We start from the raw sequence: 16999 nt of genomic DNA, 5'->3' as shown, positions 1-16999 counted from the left end.
GAGGCTGCTAGCTGAAACTGTCCAACTTTTCGGGGGCAGTCCACAATGTGGGAGCGGGCTTGCTCGCGAATGCGGTGTATCAGTCAACCTATCCATCACTGACCCACCGCATTCGCGAGCAAGTCGAATCGTCGCACCGCCGCTCCCACATTTTTTGACCGAGGCGATTTTCAGCCCGCAACCATCTCGGCCTTGACCTGCGCCTCCTTGGCCTGGGCATCCGCCAGTCGATACAGCTCGATATGCCCATCCCAGTGCTCGATCAATGCCGTGCACGACTCCACCCAATCCCCGCAGTTGAGGTAGTCCACCTCGCCCACCTTGCGAATCTCCGCGTGGTGGATATGCCCGCACACCACGCCGTGCAACTCGCGCTTGGTCACTTCATGGGCGATGGCTTCCTCGAAGTCACTGATAAAGCTCACCGCAGTTTTCACCTTGTGCTTGAGGTACGCCGACAGCGACCAGTAACCGTAGCCGTAGCGCGCCCGCCAGTGGTTCAGCCAGCGGTTGAGGGTCAGGGTGAATTCGTAGGCAGAGTCGCCAAGAAACGCCAGCCAGCGGTGGTAACGGGTGATCACGTCGAACTGGTCGCCGTGGATCACCAGCAGATGCCGGCCATCGGCGGTCACATGCACCGCTTCGTCGACCAACTGGATATTGCCCAGGATCAGCTTTGAATAGCGGCGCAGGAACTCGTCGTGGTTACCGGTGACGTAGATCACCTCGGTGCCGCGCTTGCTCATGGTCAGCAGGCGGCGGATCACATTGGTATGGGCCTGGGGCCAATACATGCCGCCGCGCATTTTCCAGCCGTCGATGATATCGCCCACCAGGTACACCTTGTCGGCGTGGTAGCCCTTGAGGAACTGCGACAGGTGTTCGGCCTGGCAATCCCGGGTGCCCAGGTGCACGTCGGAGATCCACAGGGTACGAACCCGTTGCTTGCGGCTGGGTTTGGCGAGCTCGGCGCTGGTCATGGGCATACCTCAAGGGTGTTTTCGCCAGCTTGCTCCCGGGCAATTAATAGCCCATGACAGTCTTGCGTCAGTCAGATGACAGCGCCTGCCACTCATCGCTCGGTGTAAACTGCCGGCCTGCCCGGGAGATTGCGATGAGACCGACCCTCACGCTACGCCATTACACCCATGATCTGATTGCCCATAGCCACGACCATGCGCAACTGGTGTTCGGCCTGGCCGGCTGCCTGGATTTCGAGGTGGAAGGCATCGGCGGCGAAATCCGCCCGCAAGGGGTGATGGTCCTGCCCTTCTCCACCCATCACAGCTGTGGCAGCCCCCGGGGCAGCCAATGCCTGGTGCTGGATGTGCCCGACGAACACTGGCTGGTGCAATCTTTGGGCGAACACGCGGATGCCAGCCGGCGCCTGCTGGATCAACCGCAACGGGTGACACTGGATACCCGGCAAGGCCAATTGGTCAACTGGCTGGCGGGTAGCACACTGGACGACCCATTGATCGCCCAGCAAGGCGCGGTCTTGCTGCTGGCAACCCTCAATGGCCAATCGCCCGCCCAGCAAGGGGCACGACGCCTGCCCTATGGCGCATTCAACGCCCATATCGACCGGCATGCAGCCTACCCGCTGCAAGTCGCGGATCTGGCGCGCCTGGCAGATATCTCCGTCGCCCGCCTCCATGCACGTTTTATCGCCGAATGCGGGCTGACGCCCATGGACTATATTCGCACCCGTCGCCTGCAAATGGCCCGTGGGCTGCTGCGCGACACCCTCCTGCCGATTGGCGAGATCGCTGCGCAGGTCGGCTATGGCTCGCAAAGCGCATTTGCTGCCGCTGTCTTGCGTGCGTTCGGCCACTCTCCCGGAGCCCTGCGTCGGCTCGACAACGGGCGCTAGTCCTGCGATAAAACCGGCGATTCCCACGACAGACACCCCAGCGCACGCCGCTCTAGACTGGATGCCTGCCTGTTTACTGTTTTAAGGACTGTCATGACTCCGCGCACTGCCCTCGGCGCCCTGCATATTGGTGCATTGATGTTTGGCCTCACCGGCGTCTTCGGCAAGCTCGCCGCCGCCTCGCCGAGCATTATCGTGTTTGGTCGCGCCGCTTTCGCAGTGCTCGCCCTGGCGCTGTTCGCGCGCTTTGCCAGCAGCACGCCGTGGCAAAAACTCTACAGCGCCGACCTGCGACGCCTGCTGCTCAGCGGCTTGCTGCTGGCCGGGCATTGGGTGAGTTTCTTTATTGCGGTGAAAGTGGCCGGCGTGGCGATTGCAACGTTGGGTTTTGCCACGTTCCCGGCGTTCACCGTGATTCTCGAAGGGTTGATCTTCCGCGAGCGGATCCGCGCCAATGAAATGGTGCTGGTGGTGCTGGTCAGCATCGGCCTGGTGCTGGTCACCCCGGACTTCGACCTCGCCAGCCAGGCCACCAGCGGCCTGATCTGGGCCGTGGCCTCCGGTCTGTTGTTCTCGCTGCTGTCGTTGAACAACCGGGCCAGCGGCAGCATCCCGCCGGTACAGGCCGCACTGTGCCAGAACGTGGTGGTGGCGCTGTGCCTATTGCCCGTTGCCGCACCCGGTCTCAGCGAAGTGCGCGCCCTGGACTGGCTGTGGATCGGTCTGCTGGGGGTGTTCTGTACCGGCCTGGCCCACAGCCTGTTTGTCGCCAGCCTCAAAGTGCTCAAGGCACGCACCGCGGCGGTGGTGTTCGCCATGGAGCCGGTGTACGGCATCACCGTGGCCTGGTTGCTGTTTGGCGAAAACCCGACCTTGCGCATGCTGCTCGGCGGCACGCTGATCATTGCCGCCATCGTCGTCTCCGGCCTGATGAGCCGCCCCGCCAAGGCCAAACAGCCGGCAGTCGTGGCCTGATCTATACTTTTTGTATCCGCAACAGTCAGCAGTCGTTCAACGGATACAGACTCCTCGACGACAGCCGTGGTCCTTGAAGTTGCTGCATGCGAGTGGTCACTCCCCTAACGTTACGCAGGAGTTTCACCATGGACATGTTCATCACCCTGATCATTCAGATCATCAGTGGCGCAGTCGGCGGCAATATCGCTGGCCTGAGCAAGCAAGGCCTGGGCTCCGGGCTCAATACCGTGGTCGGCGGCGTCGGCGGCCTGGTGCTGGGGCAGATCCTCGCAGCCATCACTGGCATGCCCGCCGGGGGCGCGCTGGATATTGCCGCCGTCGGCAGCAATATCGTCGGCGGGGGCGTGGGCGGCCTGGTGTTGACGTTTGTCGTCGGCTGGATCAAAAACAAGATGGCGGCCAAATAAACCGCCCGTCACTGCCGGCCCAGCGCCGGCAGTGCCTTTTACTGCACGCGATCGTTGTGGCCCAGGTCGCGCTGCGGATCAATCTGGTCGCGCACCCGTTGCTTGAGCACCTTGGCCTCCGGGAACCCGCCATCGGCCTTGCGCTCCCAGATCTGCACGCCGTCACAGGTAATCCGAAATGCCCCGCCGGTCGCCGGTTCCAGTGCCACTTTGCCGAGGTCGTCAGCAAACGTGCTCAGCAGTTCCTGGGCCAGCCACGCGGCGCGCAGCAGCCACTGGCACTGGGTGCAATAGGTGATAACAATCTCGGGCTTGGACGCAGACATAAAATGAAGAACTCCTGAGATGACGAGACAGGGGAATCGGATGGCTATAATACCGACCTTTGCCGTCCAGCCCCGAGATTGATGATGCGCCGCCTGTTGTCCTGCCTGCTGCTGTGCCTGCTCCCTCTCCTTGCCCAAGCCGTTGAAGCACCACGCCCGAAGATCGGCCTGGTGCTCTCCGGCGGCGCCGCCCGTGGCCTGGCGCACATTGGTGTGCTCAAGGCCCTGGAGGAGCAAGGTATTCACATCGACGCCATTGCCGGCACCAGCATGGGCGCGGTGATTGGCGGGCTCTATGCGTCAGGCTACAAGATCGACGAACTGGAAAAGCTCGCACTGAGCATCGACTGGCAACTGGCATTGTCCGATGCCCCGCCCAGGGAAGACGTACCGTTCCGGCGCAAGCAGGATGATCGGGACTTCCTGATCAAGCAGAAGCTGAGCTTTCGCGACGATGGCAGCCTCGGCCTGCCCCTGGGCGTGATCCAGGGCCAGAACCTGGCGCTGTTGCTCGAAAGCATGTTCGCCCACAGCAGCGACACCCGCGACTTCGACAAACTGCCAATCCCCTTTCGCGCCGTGGCCACCGATATCACCAGTGGCGAAAAAGTGGTGTTTCGCAAAGGCCACCTGCCCCAGGTGATTCGCGCCAGCATGTCGATCCCAGCGGTGTTCGCCCCGGTGGAGCTGGACGGCCGCCTGCTGGTGGACGGCGGCATGACCGACAACATCCCCCTGGATGTGGCGCGGGAGATGGGGGTCGATATCGCCATCGTGGTGGATATCGGCACGCCGCTGCGCAGCCGCAAGCAACTGGCGACGGTGGTGGACGTACTCAACCAATCCATCACCCTGATGACCCGCAAGAACTCCGAAGAACAACTCAAGGCCCTGCAGCCCGGCGACGTGCTGATCCAGCCGCCATTGGCCGCTTATGGCGTGACCGACTTTGGCCGCGCCGAGGACATGATCGACGCCGGCTACCGCGCCACCCGCGCGCTGGATACCCGCCTGGCACGCCTGCGCCCCACAGGCTCAGTGGATGCCGAACTGACCGCCGCCCGCACGCCCGGCCAACGTAACCCGATAGTGACCGCGATCAGGGTGGAGAACGACTCGAAAGTCGGCGACGACGTGATCCGCTACTACATCCGCCAGCCGATCGGCGAACCGCTGAACCTGGCCCGCCTGCAATCGGACATGGGCACCCTGTACGGCCTGGATTACTTCGAGCAGGTGCAATACCGGGTGGTGAAGAAAGGTCCGGACAACACCCTGGTCATCAGCGCGCGCGGTAAACGCAGCGGCACCGACTACCTGCGCCTGGGGCTCAACCTGTCCGATGATATGCGCGGTGACAGTGCCTTCAACCTTGGCGCCAGCTACCGCGTCAATGGCATCAACCGCCTCGGTGCCGAATGGCTGACACGGGTGCAGATCGGTGATCGCCAGGAGCTGTACAGCGAGTTCTATCAGCCGATGGATACCGGCTCACGCTATTTCGTCGCGCCCTATATCAGCGCCCAGGCGCAAAACGTCGAACTGATCCTGGATAACGATCCGATCTCCGAATACCGTCTGGAACGCTATGGTTTTGGCCTGAACGTCGGCCGACAGATTGGTAACAACGGCGAAATTCGCTTCGGCGTCGGCGAAGCCTGGGGCAAGGCCGATGTGCGCATCGGCGACCGCGACTTGCCAAGTGTGAGCTTCAGCGAGGGCTTCTATGAGCTCAAGTACTCGTTCGACTCCCTGGACAACGTGTACTTCCCCCATACGGGTGAGGATATTGGCCTGGCCTACCGTGAATTCGAACCGGGCCTGGGCTCTGACCAGCGCTACCGGCAATGGGAGCTCAAGCTGGACAAGGCCATGAGCCACGGTCCGGACACCCTGGTGCTGGGCGGGCGCTATGGGCGCACTCTGGACGATTCGGACGTGGTGATCTCCAGCTTCCTGCTGGGTGGTGCGCGACAACTGTCAGGGTTCCGCCAGGATGCGATTTCCGGGCAGAACATCAGCCTGATGCGCGCCGTCTACTACCGGCGCCTGACCCCACGTTCGTACTTGCCACTGGATTTCCCACTGTACCTGGGCGCCTCCCTGGAACGCGGGCGGGCGTGGAACAACGACAATGAATTCGACAGTGGCTACATCAATGCCGCGAGCATCTTCCTCGGGTTCGATACGCCGCTGGGGCCGTTGAATTTCAGCTATGGGTTTAATGATGACAATCAGAAGGCGGTGTACCTGAACCTCGGCCAGACCTTCTAAAACAACACATTAACCAATGTGGAGCGAACTTGTGTGGGAGCGGGCTTGCTCCCACATTTTGATCAGCGGCGTAGTCGGCTCAGGTCTTTTCCAGATTAGCCAGGATGTGCCCGTGCACCCGCATGCACACCCGCATATCCTCTTCATCAACACCGACGAACAGTTCCTGGCGCAAGGCAGTAGCAATCGTCTCGATCTGCTCGATCAATGGCCGTGCGGTATCACACAGCACAATGCGCTTGGCACGCCGGTCTTCCACCACAGCCTGGCGTTGCACCAGGCCCTGGCCTTCCAGGCTATCGAGCAAACGCGCCAATGTGGGCCCTTCCACCCCGACACTCTGTGCCAATTCGCGCTGGGTCGGCGCTTCTTCAAAGCGGGCAAGATGCAGCAGTACCAGCCAGCGTGCCTGGGACAAACCCAGCCCCGCCAGGCGGCGATCCAGTTCGGCGCGCCAGCCACGGGACATTTGCGCCAGCTGCATGCCAAAACGGTGTTGATCGGTTAACGGCATAAAAAACTCATGGGTTAGACTGAAAATAAAGTGTGGCTAATTATTAGTCAGCTAAGCATGACCCATGACAGTAGGCAAGGTTTGCAATGTACTGATTCGTTACATTGTCGTAATTGACGCATCAAATCTCGAATTCCGACTGCAAAGCGGCCCGTACGCAGTACAAAACGCCCTCGGGCACCCGGCCGGTAAACAGCGGCGCTATATCGGAAACAGGTGGTAATTCGCCTTCGCCGTCGAGAAACGCGTCCTGGATTTCACCGAGCAAGTCTTCCGGCAGGTCGAGGGCCTGCTCCAGTGACAGTTGCTGCTTGCCGATGGACTCGGCCAGCAAGGTGTAGACGTTCTTTTCCGAGCACTGCAACTGCCCCGCAATCTGGATCGGTGTCATACCGGCACGGGCCAGGCTGATCAGCTCGTGGCGGATATCGGCGACTTCCTTCGGCGCCTCGGCCTGGCCGCCAAGGACTTCCAGGAAGGCCTGGCCATAACGCTCCAGCTTGCGCGCGCCAACACCACTGACCCTGGCCATTTCGGCCATGGTGGTGGGCTGCTCGCGCAACATCTCCAGCAAGGTGGAGTCGGGGAAGATGACGTAAGGCGGCACGCTATGCTCTTGCGCCAGCTTGCGGCGCAATGCACGCAGGGCTTCCCACTGTTCGCGTTCTTCGCCACGCACCAGTTGGCTGGCCTGGCTGGTGCTGTTGGACTTGGCAGTGGTCTGCGGCTTGAGGTCGCGGCGCAGCTCCAGGCTGACCTCGCCCTTGAGCAGTGGCCGGCAACTGTCGTTCAGGCGCAAGCCGCCATAGCCTTCGAGGTCGATATCCACCAGGCCACGGGCCACCATCTGGCGGAACAGCGAGCGCCATTCGCCTTCGGCACGCGCCTTGCCCACGCCATACACCGACAGGTGCTGGTGACCAAAGCTGCGGATTTTTTCGTTGTCCTTGCCCAGCAGCACATCGACCAGATGACCAACACCATAACGCTGGCCGGTACGGAAGATCGCCGATAGGCCCTGGCGCGCCGGCTCGGTGGCATCCCAGGTCTGCACGCCGTCCACGCAGTTATCGCAATGCCCGCACGGCTGGGGCATGTCTTCGTCGAAATACGCGAGCAGGGTCTGGCGACGGCAGCGGGTCTCTTCACACAGCGACAGCATGGCATCAAGCTTGTGCTGCTCCAGGCGCTTGTGGCGCTCATCGCCTTCGGAGTTCTGCAGCATCTGCTTGAGCATCACCACATCCTGCAGGCCGTAGACCATCCAGGCATCCGCCGGCAGGCCGTCACGGCCGGCACGCCCGGTTTCCTGGTAGTACGCCTCAAGGGACTTGGGCAGGTCCATGTGCGCAACGAAGCGCACGTTGGACTTGTCGATGCCCATGCCGAACGCAATGGTCGCCACCATGATCAGGCCTTCCTCGTTGAGGAAGCGCTTCTGATGATAGGCCCGCAACTCGTTGGGCAGGCCGGCGTGATACGGCAATGCGGGATAGCCCTGCTCACAGAGGAACGCGGCCACTTCATCGACCTTCTTGCGCGACAGGCAGTAGACAATGCCGGCATCGCTGCGCCGCTCCGAAAGGAACGCCAGCAACTGCTTGCGCGGCTGCTCCTTGGGTACGATGCGATAAAAGATATTGGGACGGTCGAAGCTGGAGAGAAAACGCTCGGCATTCTGCAGGTGCAGGCGCTCGACGATTTCTTCGCGGGTGCGCTTGTCGGCCGTGGCAGTCAGGGCGATGCGCGGCACATTGGGGAACAGTTCGGCCAGTTGCCCCAGTTGCAGGTATTCACGCCGGAAATCGTGACCCCATTGGGACACGCAGTGGGCCTCGTCGATGGCGAACAGGGAGATTTCCAGGCTCTGCAAAAACGCCAGCATCCGCGGCTGCACCAGGCGCTCGGGCGCCAGGTAGAGCATCTTCACTTCACCACGGCGGATCCGCGCGGCCAGGTCGCGTTGCTGTTCGGCGCTCAGGGTCGAGTTCAATGCAGCGGCGGCGACACCCAGTTCTTCCAGGGTAGCCACTTGATCGTCCATCAGCGCGATCAACGGCGAGACCACCACTGCCAGCCCTTCGCGCAACAATGCAGGCACCTGGAAGCACAACGACTTGCCGCCACCGGTAGGCATCAGGACCAGCGCATCACCACCGCTGGCCACGCGCTCAATGATCGCACCCTGGCGGCCACGAAAGCTGTCGTAGCCGAAGATGTCCTTGAGGACGCGTTGAGCCTGTTCAAGCATGAAAAACTCCAAATTCCACCGAAATCCCTCTGTACAGGCTGGTTGAAAAAGCGCGCCCGGCCGGAAAATAATCCGTAAGCGAACTTTTCCCGCAACCACCTCCGGCCTGCAGGGGCATCACAAAACGCGGCAGTATACCCGAGCACTCTGCGGCAAAGGGCGCCACTGACGAATAGCGGCCCATCTGAAAACCTTGCAAATATGCAGTGCGGCTGGCCTGCACGCTCAAGAAAGCCTAGAATTCAGCATCGTTTATTCCCAAGGTAGTCTTTCAATGTCCTTCGCTGAGCAACTAAACCGCCTGCAAGCCTTCCTCGATGCCGATGAGCTGCATGACGAGGCGCTGGACTATGTGGCCGCCCACGGCTACCTGACCGCGCTGTCGATCTGCTCGGAGCCGGTACCTGATCGCGAATGGATCGACGCGCTGTTCGCCGAAGAACCTCATTACAAGGACGAGGCCCAGCGCACCGAAATCGAAGAAACCCTGGTCCAGCTCAAGGCCCACATCTCCCGCCAACTGGCGTCCGATGAAGAATTCGAGCTGCCATGCGACCTCGACCTCGGCGAGGAGCCGGATGACTCCGACCTGCGCGGCTGGTGCATCGGTTTCATGGAAGGCGTGTTCCTGCGCGAAGCGGCCTGGTTCGAAACCGCCGAAGAAGAAGTCAGCGAAATGCTGCTGCCGATCATGGTCGGTTCCGGTCTGTTCGACGACCAACCTGAGTTCGCCGATATCGCCAGCGATGCCAACCTGATGGACGACATGATCGTACAGATCCCGGAAGCACTGACCGCCCTGTACCTGCTGTGCAACGCCCCCGACGAAAAACCGGCGATCCTCAAGCCTCGCCACCACTGAGTCCCCCGCCCGTGGCGCCCATGGGCAACCGTTCCCCGATTGTGCGCTACGCACTGTTGGCCATTGGCTGGTTGAGCGTCACACTCGGGGTGATCGGGATCTTCCTGCCGGTCTTGCCGACCACCCCCTTCCTGTTATTGGCTGCCGGCTGCTTTGCCCGCAGCTCACCGCGTTTCTACCACTGGCTGGTCAACCATCCGCGCCTGGGCCCCTGGATTCGGGATTATCTGGATGGCAACGGCATCCCGCTCAAGGGCAAGGTGTACGCCATCGGCCTGATGTGGTTGAGCATCGGTCTGTCCTGTTACCTGGTGCCATTGCCCTGGGCACGTGGATTCATGCTGACCAGTGCGGTGCTGGTGAAAATCTACATCCTGCGCCAGAAAACCCTGCCGCCACGATTGTAGGCCCCCCCTACACGACCTTCGTCGACACTGACTAACCCCGAGCATCATGCGAGACTGTCGCCCCGGGCCTGGAATGCCTGGGTGTTCTTATGTCCGGAGTACTCATGACGCTGTCCAGCGGGCTGATCGCCGCCGTTGCCCTGGCCTATATGGCCATTATGTTTGCCATCGCCTTCTACGGTGACCGCCGCCACGCGCCGCTGCCGCCACGGGTGCGTGCGTGGGTGTATAGCCTCTCGCTGGCGGTGTACTGCACCAGTTGGACCTTCTTTGGCGCTGTGGGCCAGGCCGCAGAACAATTGTGGGCATTTTTACCGATCTACCTGGGCCCCGTACTGCTGCTGGTGCTGGCGCCCTGGGTCCTGCAAAAGATGATTCTGATCAGCAAGCAGGAGAACATTACCTCCATCGCTGACTTTATCGCTGCGCGCTATGGCAAATCCCAGTCCCTGGCGGTGGTGGTGGCGCTGATCTGCCTGGTCGGCGTGCTGCCTTATATTGCCCTGCAACTCAAAGGCATCGTGCTGGGGGTCAACCTGCTGATTGGCGCCGGCGCCGATGCCACCGGCACACGGGCCCAGGACACCGCCCTGATCGTGTCCCTGGTGCTGGCGCTGTTCACCATTGTGTTCGGCACCCGCAACCTCGACGCCACCGAGCACCACCGTGGCATGGTGCTGGCGATTGCCTTTGAATCCCTGGTCAAGCTGTTCGCATTCCTCGCCGTCGGCGCGTTTGTCACCTACGGCCTGTACGACGGTTTCAACGACCTGTTCAGCCAGGCGATGCTCGCGCCGAGGCTGGAGGAATACTGGAAAGAGACCGTCAACTGGCCGTCGATGGTGGTACAGACCGGCGTGGCGATGATGGCGATTATCTGCCTGCCCCGGCAGTTCCACGTCACCGTGGTGGAGAACATCGAGCCCCAGGACCTGCGCCTGGCCAAGTGGGTCTTCCCAGCCTACCTGGTGCTGGCCGCGCTGTTTGTGGTGCCGATTGCCCTGGGCGGCAAGATGCTGCTGCCAAGCTCAGTGCTGCCAGACTCCTACGTGATCAGCCTGCCCCTGGCCGAAGCCCATCCGGCCCTGGCGCTGCTGGCATTTATCGGCGGTGCTTCGGCAGCGACCGGTATGGTCATCGTCGCCAGTGTGGCGCTGTCGACCATGGTGTCCAACGATATGCTGCTGCCGTGGCTGCTGCGCCGCACCAACGCCGAGCGCCCATTCGAAGTCTTCCGCCACTGGATGCTCTCGGTGCGCCGGGTCAGCATCGTGATTATTCTGCTGTTGGCCTATGTCAGCTATCGCCTGCTCGGCTCCACCGCCAGCCTGGCGACCATCGGCCAGATCGCCTTTGCCGCCGTAACCCAACTGGCACCGGCGATGCTCGGCGCGCTGTACTGGAAGCAGGCCAACCGTCGCGGCGTGTTTGCCGGCCTGGCGGCGGGCACCTTCCTGTGGTTCTACACCCTGGTGTTGCCGATTGCCGCCCATAGCCTGGGCTGGTCACTGGATATCTTCCCGGGGCTGGCCTGGCTGCATGGCAACCCGCTGGGGCTGCCGATCACACCGCTGACCCAGGGCGTGGTGCTGTCCCTGGCCGGTAACTTCACCCTGTTTGCCTGGGTCTCGGTGCTGTCGCGCACACGGGTCTCGGAGCATTGGCAGGCCGGGCGGTTTATCGGCCAGGAAACCAGCCAGCGTGCCAGTGCGCGGTCCATGCTGTCGGTGCAGATCAATGACCTGTTGAGCCTGGCTGCGCGTTTTGTCGGCGAAGAACGGGCGCAGCAAAGCTTCATCCGTTTTGCCTACCGCCAAGGCAAAGGTTTTAACCCCAACCAGAATGCCGACAACGACTGGATTGCCCACACCGAGCGGCTGCTGGCGGGCGTACTGGGTGCCTCATCCACGCGGGCGGTGGTGAAAGCGGCGATTGAAGGCCGCGAAATGCAGCTGGAGGACGTAGTCCGTATCGCTGACGAAGCCTCCGAAGTGCTGCAGTTCAACCGAGCGCTGTTGCAAGGCGCAATCGAGAACATCACCCAAGGCATCAGCGTGGTGGATCAGTCCCTCAAGCTGGTGGCCTGGAACCGCCGCTACCTGGAGCTGTTCAACTACCCCGACGGCCTGATCAGCGTCGGCCGGCCGATTGCCGACATTATCCGCTACAACGCCGAGCGCGGGCTGTGCGGCCCGGGCGAAGCCGAAGTCCACGTGGCGCGGCGCCTGCACTGGATGCGCCAGGGCCGCGCGCATACCTCAGAACGGCTATTTCCCAACGGCCGGGTGATCGAACTGATCGGCAACCCGATGCCCGGTGGTGGGTTCGTCATGAGTTTCACCGACATCACCGCCTTCCGCGAGGCCGAACAGGCCCTGACCGAGGCCAATGAAGGCCTGGAACAGCGGGTCACCGAACGCACCCATGAACTGTCGCAACTCAATGTTGCCCTGACCGATGCCAAAGGCGTGGCCGAGTCGGCCAACCAGTCGAAAACCCGCTTCCTCGCCGCCGTCAGCCATGACCTGATGCAGCCCCTTAACGCGGCACGCCTGTTCTCCGCTGCCCTCTCCCACCAGAGCGAAGGCTTGTCCGGCGAGGCCCGGCAATTGGTGCAGCACCTGGACAGTTCGCTGCGCTCGGCCGAAGACCTGATCAGCGATTTGCTGGATATCTCGCGCCTGGAAAACGGCAAGATCAATCCCCAGCGTCAGCCGTTTGCCTTGAGTGAGTTGTTCGACGCACTGGGTGCGGAGTTCAAGGTGCTGGCCCAGGAGCAAGGCTTGCGCTTCCGCCTGCGTGGCAGCCGCTTGCGCGTCGACAGTGATATCAAGCTGCTGCGGCGGATTCTGCAGAATTTCCTGACCAACGCCTTCCGTTATGCCCACGGCCCGGTGCTGCTGGGTGTACGTCGGCGTCGCGGCGAACTGCGCCTGGAGGTGTGGGACCGTGGCCCGGGCATTCCGCTGGATAAACAGAAAGTGATCTTCGAAGAGTTCAAGCGCCTGGACAGCCACCAGACCCGTGCCGAGAAGGGTCTGGGGCTTGGCCTGGCCATCGCTGACGGGCTGTGCCGCGTACTCGGCCACCGCTTGCGCGTGCGCTCGTGGCCCGGCAAAGGCAGCGTGTTCAGCGTCAGCGTACCGCTGGCTAAGGCGCAGACCCACTTGCAGGTACAAGCCGCGCCGGACAAGGGCCTGCCACTGAGTGGCGCCCAGGTGCTGTGCGTGGACAATGAAGACAGCATCCTGATTGGCATGCGCAGCCTGTTGAGTCGCTGGGGCTGCCAGGTCTGGACCGCACGCGACCAGGCGCAATGCGCGGCGTTGCTGGCCGAAGGCATGCGCCCGCAACTGGCCCTGGTGGATTACCACCTGGACCATGGCGAGACGGGGACCGAGTTGATGGGCTGGCTGCGCGCACAACTGGCGGAGCCGATTCCGGGGGTGGTGATCAGCGCCGATGGCCGGCCGGAGATGGTGGCCGAGGTGCACGCAGCGGGGCTGGACTACCTGGCCAAGCCGGTGAAGCCGGCGGCGTTGCGGGCGCTGCTGAACCGGCATCTGCCTTTGTAACGTGTGGGAGCTGGCTTGCCCTAATGCCACACAAGCCTGCTCCCACATTGGGGTTCTGCGTTTAGTCAGGGAGTTGGGCGACGCCATCTTCATCAGTCATCGCTTTTTCCAGCAGCTCGGACGGCAAGCCTTTGCTGGCACGCGCCCCCAGCAGCTTCAACTGCTCGACCCGGCTGACCAGATTTCCGCGACCATCTGTAAGTTTATTACGCGCTGCACTGTAAGCCTTATCCAACTGCTGCAATCGATTGCCCACTTCATCCAGATCCTGGATAAACAGCACGAACTTGTCGTATAGCCAGCCGGCGCGCTCGGCGATTTCCCGGGCGTTCTGGCTTTGCCGCTCCTGCTTCCACAGGCTGTCGATCACCCGCAGGGTCGCCAGCAAGGTGGTCGGGCTGACGATCACGATATGGCGGTCGAAGGCTTCCTGGAACAGGTTCGGCTCGGCCTGCAACGCGGCGGAAAACGCCGCCTCGATAGGCACGAACAACAACACGAAATCCAGGCTATGCAAGCCTTCCAGCCGCTTGTAGTCCTTGCCGGCCAAGCCTTTGACATGGTTGCGCAGCGACAATACGTGCTGCTTGAGGGCAACCTGGCCGATCACCTCGTCATCGGCCGCCACGTACTGCTGATAGGCCGTCAGGCTGACCTTGGAGTCGACCACCACCTGCTTGTCGCCCGGCAACATGATCAGCACGTCCGGCTGGAAACGCTCGCCATCCGGGCCTTTGAGGCTGACTTGGGTCTGGTACTCGCGGCCTTTCTCCAGGCCCGCATGTTCCAGCACCCGCTCCAGAATCAACTCGCCCCAGTTACCCTGGGTCTTCTGCCCCTTGAGGGCGCGGGTGAGGTTAGTGGCTTCGTCCGACAGGCGCAGGTTCAATTGCTGCAGGCGCTCCAGCTCCTTGGCCAGGGAAAAACGCTCGCGCGCCTCGTTCTGATAGCTTTCTTCCACGCGTTTTTCGAACGACTGGATGCGCTCCTTCAACGGGTCGAGCAATTGCCCCAGGCGCTGCTGGCTGGTTTCGGCAAACCGCTGCTCGCGCTCGTCGAAGATTTTCCCCGCAAGCTCGGCGAACTGCGCGCGCAGTTCATCCCGCGAGCCTTGCAGGTCGTTGAGGCGCTGTTGATGACTGTCCTGCTGCTCGCGCAGTTCGGCGCGCAGGGAGGCCGACAAGGCGTCCAGGCGACGCAGTTCCCCTTCCTTGCCGGAGCGCTCGATGTTCCAGGCGTGGGCCGCATCACGTGCGTTATCGCGGTCGATCTGCAGCAACTCGACTTCCCGGCGCACCGCTGCCAGATCCGCCTGTTTCGCCGCATTGGCCTGGCTCAGGTCGCTGATTTCGTCACGACTGGCGTCCAGTTGCGCGGCCAATCCTTCCTGGGCCATCTGCGCCGTAGCCAGGCGCTCCTCCAACAGCTCCCAACCGGCGCTGCGTGCATTCAGGCGGCGCTGGATCTGCCAGCACAGGACCAACAAAGGCAACGCCGCAGCGGCGAGACCCAGCGCAACACTGGTCCAGTCAAAAGCCATAGCCATTCCTGCCATTACGGTAAAAGAGGAAGGTTAACCAAGCAGGCGCTTCGTGGACAGCTCAGTCTTTGATCTGACCCAGTTCACGCTGGGCGCCCAGGTCGCCGGCACGGGCGGCCTGGCGCAGGAGGTCGTGGCCGATGCGACGATCCCTGGCATTGCCGCACTCGCGACACATCAACAGGCCCAGGCGGCTCTGTGCCACAACCACCCCTTCACGCGCCGGTTGCTTGAGCAGACGCCCGGCAAAATGCTTGATATTGGGGTTGTCGCCAATGCGCGGGCTATCCAGCAGCCACAGGGCAACCTTCAAGGAGAAACGCTTGGGTGCGGTAACACTCGGAGGGTTGTCGGTAACAGAAGGTGATACGGAGCGAAACTTCATAAAGCACTGTAGGGCAGAACGGAAGGCGCGCCACTCTACTCCTTTTTTCGTACGCGTAAAGCTGAAAAAACCCTGCACGCCCGTTCTAGAGCAAGCGCTTGGGACAATCCACAGAAGCTGTGGATAACTCAGTGGACAACCGTGCTTTAACTCGCGCAAAGCCCCATGGAACGGGGGCCGCGCTTAAACTGACGATTTTTTCACCAATAAAAAAAAGCCAGGTTTTTCATTGACTTAAATTTTAGACGCAGGCATTCGTAAGCCAATCCTGCACGCTGCCATCCCGGTGACACACTGCGCAACCAATGTGCACAACTACCTGCCTGGCGGTTATATCCCCACCGTTTTGTGGCCCAACAGCACGGTAAAACGTTACGGGTGACATCTAAACGCCACTTTTCAAACGACCCTGGTCTAGCCACACTGTTGGCCCTACAGCAAGGAGGCGCCGCTTCATGAAAGGGATCCTGGTGTTCGCATTACTGCTACTCGCCGTTTGTGTGATGTCCCTGGGGATCAATGCCGCACTGCCCTCCCCTGACGGCGCGCTGTTTGCCATCGCAATCCTGTTGTCGGCGGCCTTCACGGCAATCAGCCTGTGCATCGAGTTGGGGGATGGGCGGATCAATGCCATGCAGGATGTAATGAGAGTCATAGAAACCGGCCAATCCCTACGCCTGACCCTGGCGGCCTACGCGCTGGGCTGTTCGTTGGCGGCGGCGGCAACAGTGCTGGTTTATCGCGCTCTGATGGGCGGCTGATTGAAGTATTTTTGCTAACACACTTGCTTTACCCGTTTCAAGCCATTACTATCTGCGGCGTTAGTACCAAGCTGAAAGTCAATTCTGGTCGAACAAATCCCCGCGACGTAGCTTCCCTAAAGAGAAGTTCTGTCAATCTTGATGGGATCGACCACCTCGATGGTTTCCAGGTATCACTTGCGACGACACTGCCTTTGAACAATGCAAAGGGTGTCGCGAAGTCTCCATACTCTGACCGAACCAACCTGCAAATTGATCAGGATCTTCACCCTGGGCCCAGAACCTTTGCCCCTGTTGTGTTGCCTGCCCTCCTAAGTACCTACCTGCCAGCCCAAGCGCGCCAAACTATTTAGCGCTTCAAACTGGCTGCTTTGTTCCAGTCGGGTTCTTCGCATGATCAATGGTGATCAGCGTCACTGGAACGTTTTAACGTTGCACGGTTCTTATCCGTGTCATTTGTAGGAACACCCATAATATGTCCACTCAAATCCATACTCAGGATGCCATTCGCACCCTCACCAATGCTTTTGCCCCAATGAACTGCCTGATCATGGCCGCTCGCAAAGGCTGCTTCAGCTTCACCCTGGTCAACGAACACGGCATCGCTCGTCACAGCGAACGCCTGTACCCCGATCAATACTCCAGCGCAGAGCCGCTGCAGGCCGTGATCGAGCGTACCCGTCAGGCCCTGGTTGCCTGATTGACCCGACGCTGAACATCGAAAACCCTGCCCACAAGGCAGGGTTTTTTATTGCCTGCGATTCGCGGTTTTTGCCGAGGTCCTTTAGGCCAAACAGATATAACGCTTATAACCACCAGCCAGAAATATTTTAAAAACAGTCCTTT

Annotated in this window: 15 protein-coding genes; 9 read left to right on the top strand and 6 right to left on the bottom strand. The window is 61.2% G+C overall.

Going from position 1 to position 16999, the window contains the following annotated elements; all coding sequences use genetic code 11:
* Window positions 1-170: 170 nt before the first annotated feature.
* On the bottom strand, window positions 171-980 hold the full coding sequence (locus tag H097_RS02600) for a UDP-2,3-diacylglucosamine diphosphatase (protein ID WP_032857082.1): 810 nt from the start codon (window positions 978-980) through the stop codon (window positions 171-173).
* Window positions 981-1114: 134 nt separating this feature from the next.
* Here H097_RS02600 and H097_RS02595 point away from each other — a divergent pair, with 134 nt between their 5' ends.
* The 3 genes from H097_RS02595 (at window position 1115) to H097_RS02585 (ending at window position 3258) form a co-directional block, all read left to right on the top strand.
* Entirely contained in the window at window positions 1115-1873 is a 759-nt protein-coding gene (locus H097_RS02595) for an AraC family transcriptional regulator (protein WP_032857081.1), read from the top strand.
* A 93-nt stretch (window positions 1874-1966) separates the two neighbouring features.
* Complete coding sequence (locus H097_RS02590) at window positions 1967-2848, top strand: EamA family transporter (protein ID WP_032857080.1); 882 nt, start codon at window positions 1967-1969, stop codon at window positions 2846-2848.
* Window positions 2849-2976: 128 nt separating this feature from the next.
* Window positions 2977-3258, top strand: a complete 282-nt coding sequence (locus H097_RS02585) for a hypothetical protein (protein ID WP_032857078.1) — start codon at window positions 2977-2979, stop codon at window positions 3256-3258.
* A gap of 38 nt (window positions 3259-3296) precedes the next feature.
* Here H097_RS02585 and H097_RS02580 read toward each other — a convergent pair whose 3' ends face one another.
* A complete protein-coding gene (locus H097_RS02580) occupies window positions 3297-3584 on the bottom strand; it encodes a SelT/SelW/SelH family protein (protein ID WP_032857076.1) in 288 nt (95 codons plus the stop codon).
* An 84-nt stretch (window positions 3585-3668) separates the two neighbouring features.
* On the opposite strand from H097_RS02580, the gene H097_RS02575 reads away from it, so the two are divergent.
* On the top strand, window positions 3669-5858 hold the full coding sequence (locus H097_RS02575) for a patatin-like phospholipase family protein (RefSeq protein ID WP_032857075.1): 2190 nt from the start codon (window positions 3669-3671) through the stop codon (window positions 5856-5858).
* A 79-nt stretch (window positions 5859-5937) separates the two neighbouring features.
* Here H097_RS02575 and H097_RS02570 read toward each other — a convergent pair whose 3' ends face one another.
* Window positions 5938-6372, bottom strand: coding sequence for a MarR family transcriptional regulator (locus H097_RS02570; protein WP_032857073.1), 435 nt, complete (start codon window positions 6370-6372; stop codon window positions 5938-5940).
* Window positions 6373-6493: 121 nt separating this feature from the next.
* The gene (gene recQ / locus H097_RS02565; protein WP_032857071.1) at window positions 6494-8623 is read right to left on the bottom strand and encodes a DNA helicase RecQ; all 2130 of its coding nucleotides are present in this window, start codon (window positions 8621-8623) and stop codon (window positions 6494-6496) included.
* Between the two features lie 274 nt (window positions 8624-8897).
* Here recQ and H097_RS02560 point away from each other — a divergent pair, with 274 nt between their 5' ends.
* The 3 genes from H097_RS02560 to H097_RS02550 all read left to right on the top strand — a co-directional run bounded on the left by H097_RS02560 (window position 8898) and on the right by H097_RS02550 (window position 13467).
* Entirely contained in the window at window positions 8898-9485 is a 588-nt protein-coding gene (locus tag H097_RS02560) for a YecA family protein (RefSeq protein ID WP_032857069.1), read from the top strand.
* A 20-nt stretch (window positions 9486-9505) separates the two neighbouring features.
* Window positions 9506-9892: a YbaN family protein gene (locus tag H097_RS02555; protein WP_032857067.1), complete on the top strand. Its 387-nt coding sequence runs from the start codon at window positions 9506-9508 to the stop codon at window positions 9890-9892.
* Between the two features lie 104 nt (window positions 9893-9996).
* A complete protein-coding gene (locus H097_RS02550; RefSeq protein ID WP_032857066.1) occupies window positions 9997-13467 on the top strand; it encodes a PAS domain-containing hybrid sensor histidine kinase/response regulator in 3471 nt (1156 codons plus the stop codon).
* Window positions 13468-13528: 61 nt separating this feature from the next.
* On the opposite strand, the gene rmuC is transcribed toward H097_RS02550, so the two are convergent.
* Window positions 13529-14893, bottom strand: coding sequence for a DNA recombination protein RmuC (rmuC, locus tag H097_RS02545; RefSeq protein ID WP_167360828.1), 1365 nt, complete (start codon window positions 14891-14893; stop codon window positions 13529-13531).
* A gap of 175 nt (window positions 14894-15068) precedes the next feature.
* Entirely contained in the window at window positions 15069-15392 is a 324-nt protein-coding gene (locus H097_RS02540) for a sel1 repeat family protein (protein ID WP_032857064.1), read from the bottom strand.
* 455 nt (window positions 15393-15847) lie between these two features.
* Here H097_RS02540 and H097_RS02535 point away from each other — a divergent pair, with 455 nt between their 5' ends.
* Both H097_RS02535 and H097_RS02530 read left to right on the top strand, forming a co-directional pair.
* The gene (locus H097_RS02535) at window positions 15848-16153 is read left to right on the top strand and encodes a hypothetical protein (RefSeq protein ID WP_032857063.1); all 306 of its coding nucleotides are present in this window, start codon (window positions 15848-15850) and stop codon (window positions 16151-16153) included.
* 475 nt (window positions 16154-16628) lie between these two features.
* Window positions 16629-16853 carry a hypothetical protein gene (locus H097_RS02530; RefSeq protein WP_007898912.1) on the top strand — a complete coding sequence of 75 codons (225 nt, stop codon included), beginning with the start codon at window positions 16629-16631 and terminating at the stop codon, window positions 16851-16853.
* The last annotated feature ends 146 nt before the right edge of the window (window positions 16854-16999 follow it).

It is taken from the genome of Pseudomonas sp. FH4 (assembly GCF_000510915.2).
Lineage (GTDB): Bacteria > Pseudomonadota > Gammaproteobacteria > Pseudomonadales > Pseudomonadaceae > Aquipseudomonas > Aquipseudomonas brenneri.
Note: the sequence above shows the minus strand (reverse complement) of the source record. Positions and strands in the feature narration are given on the sequence as shown.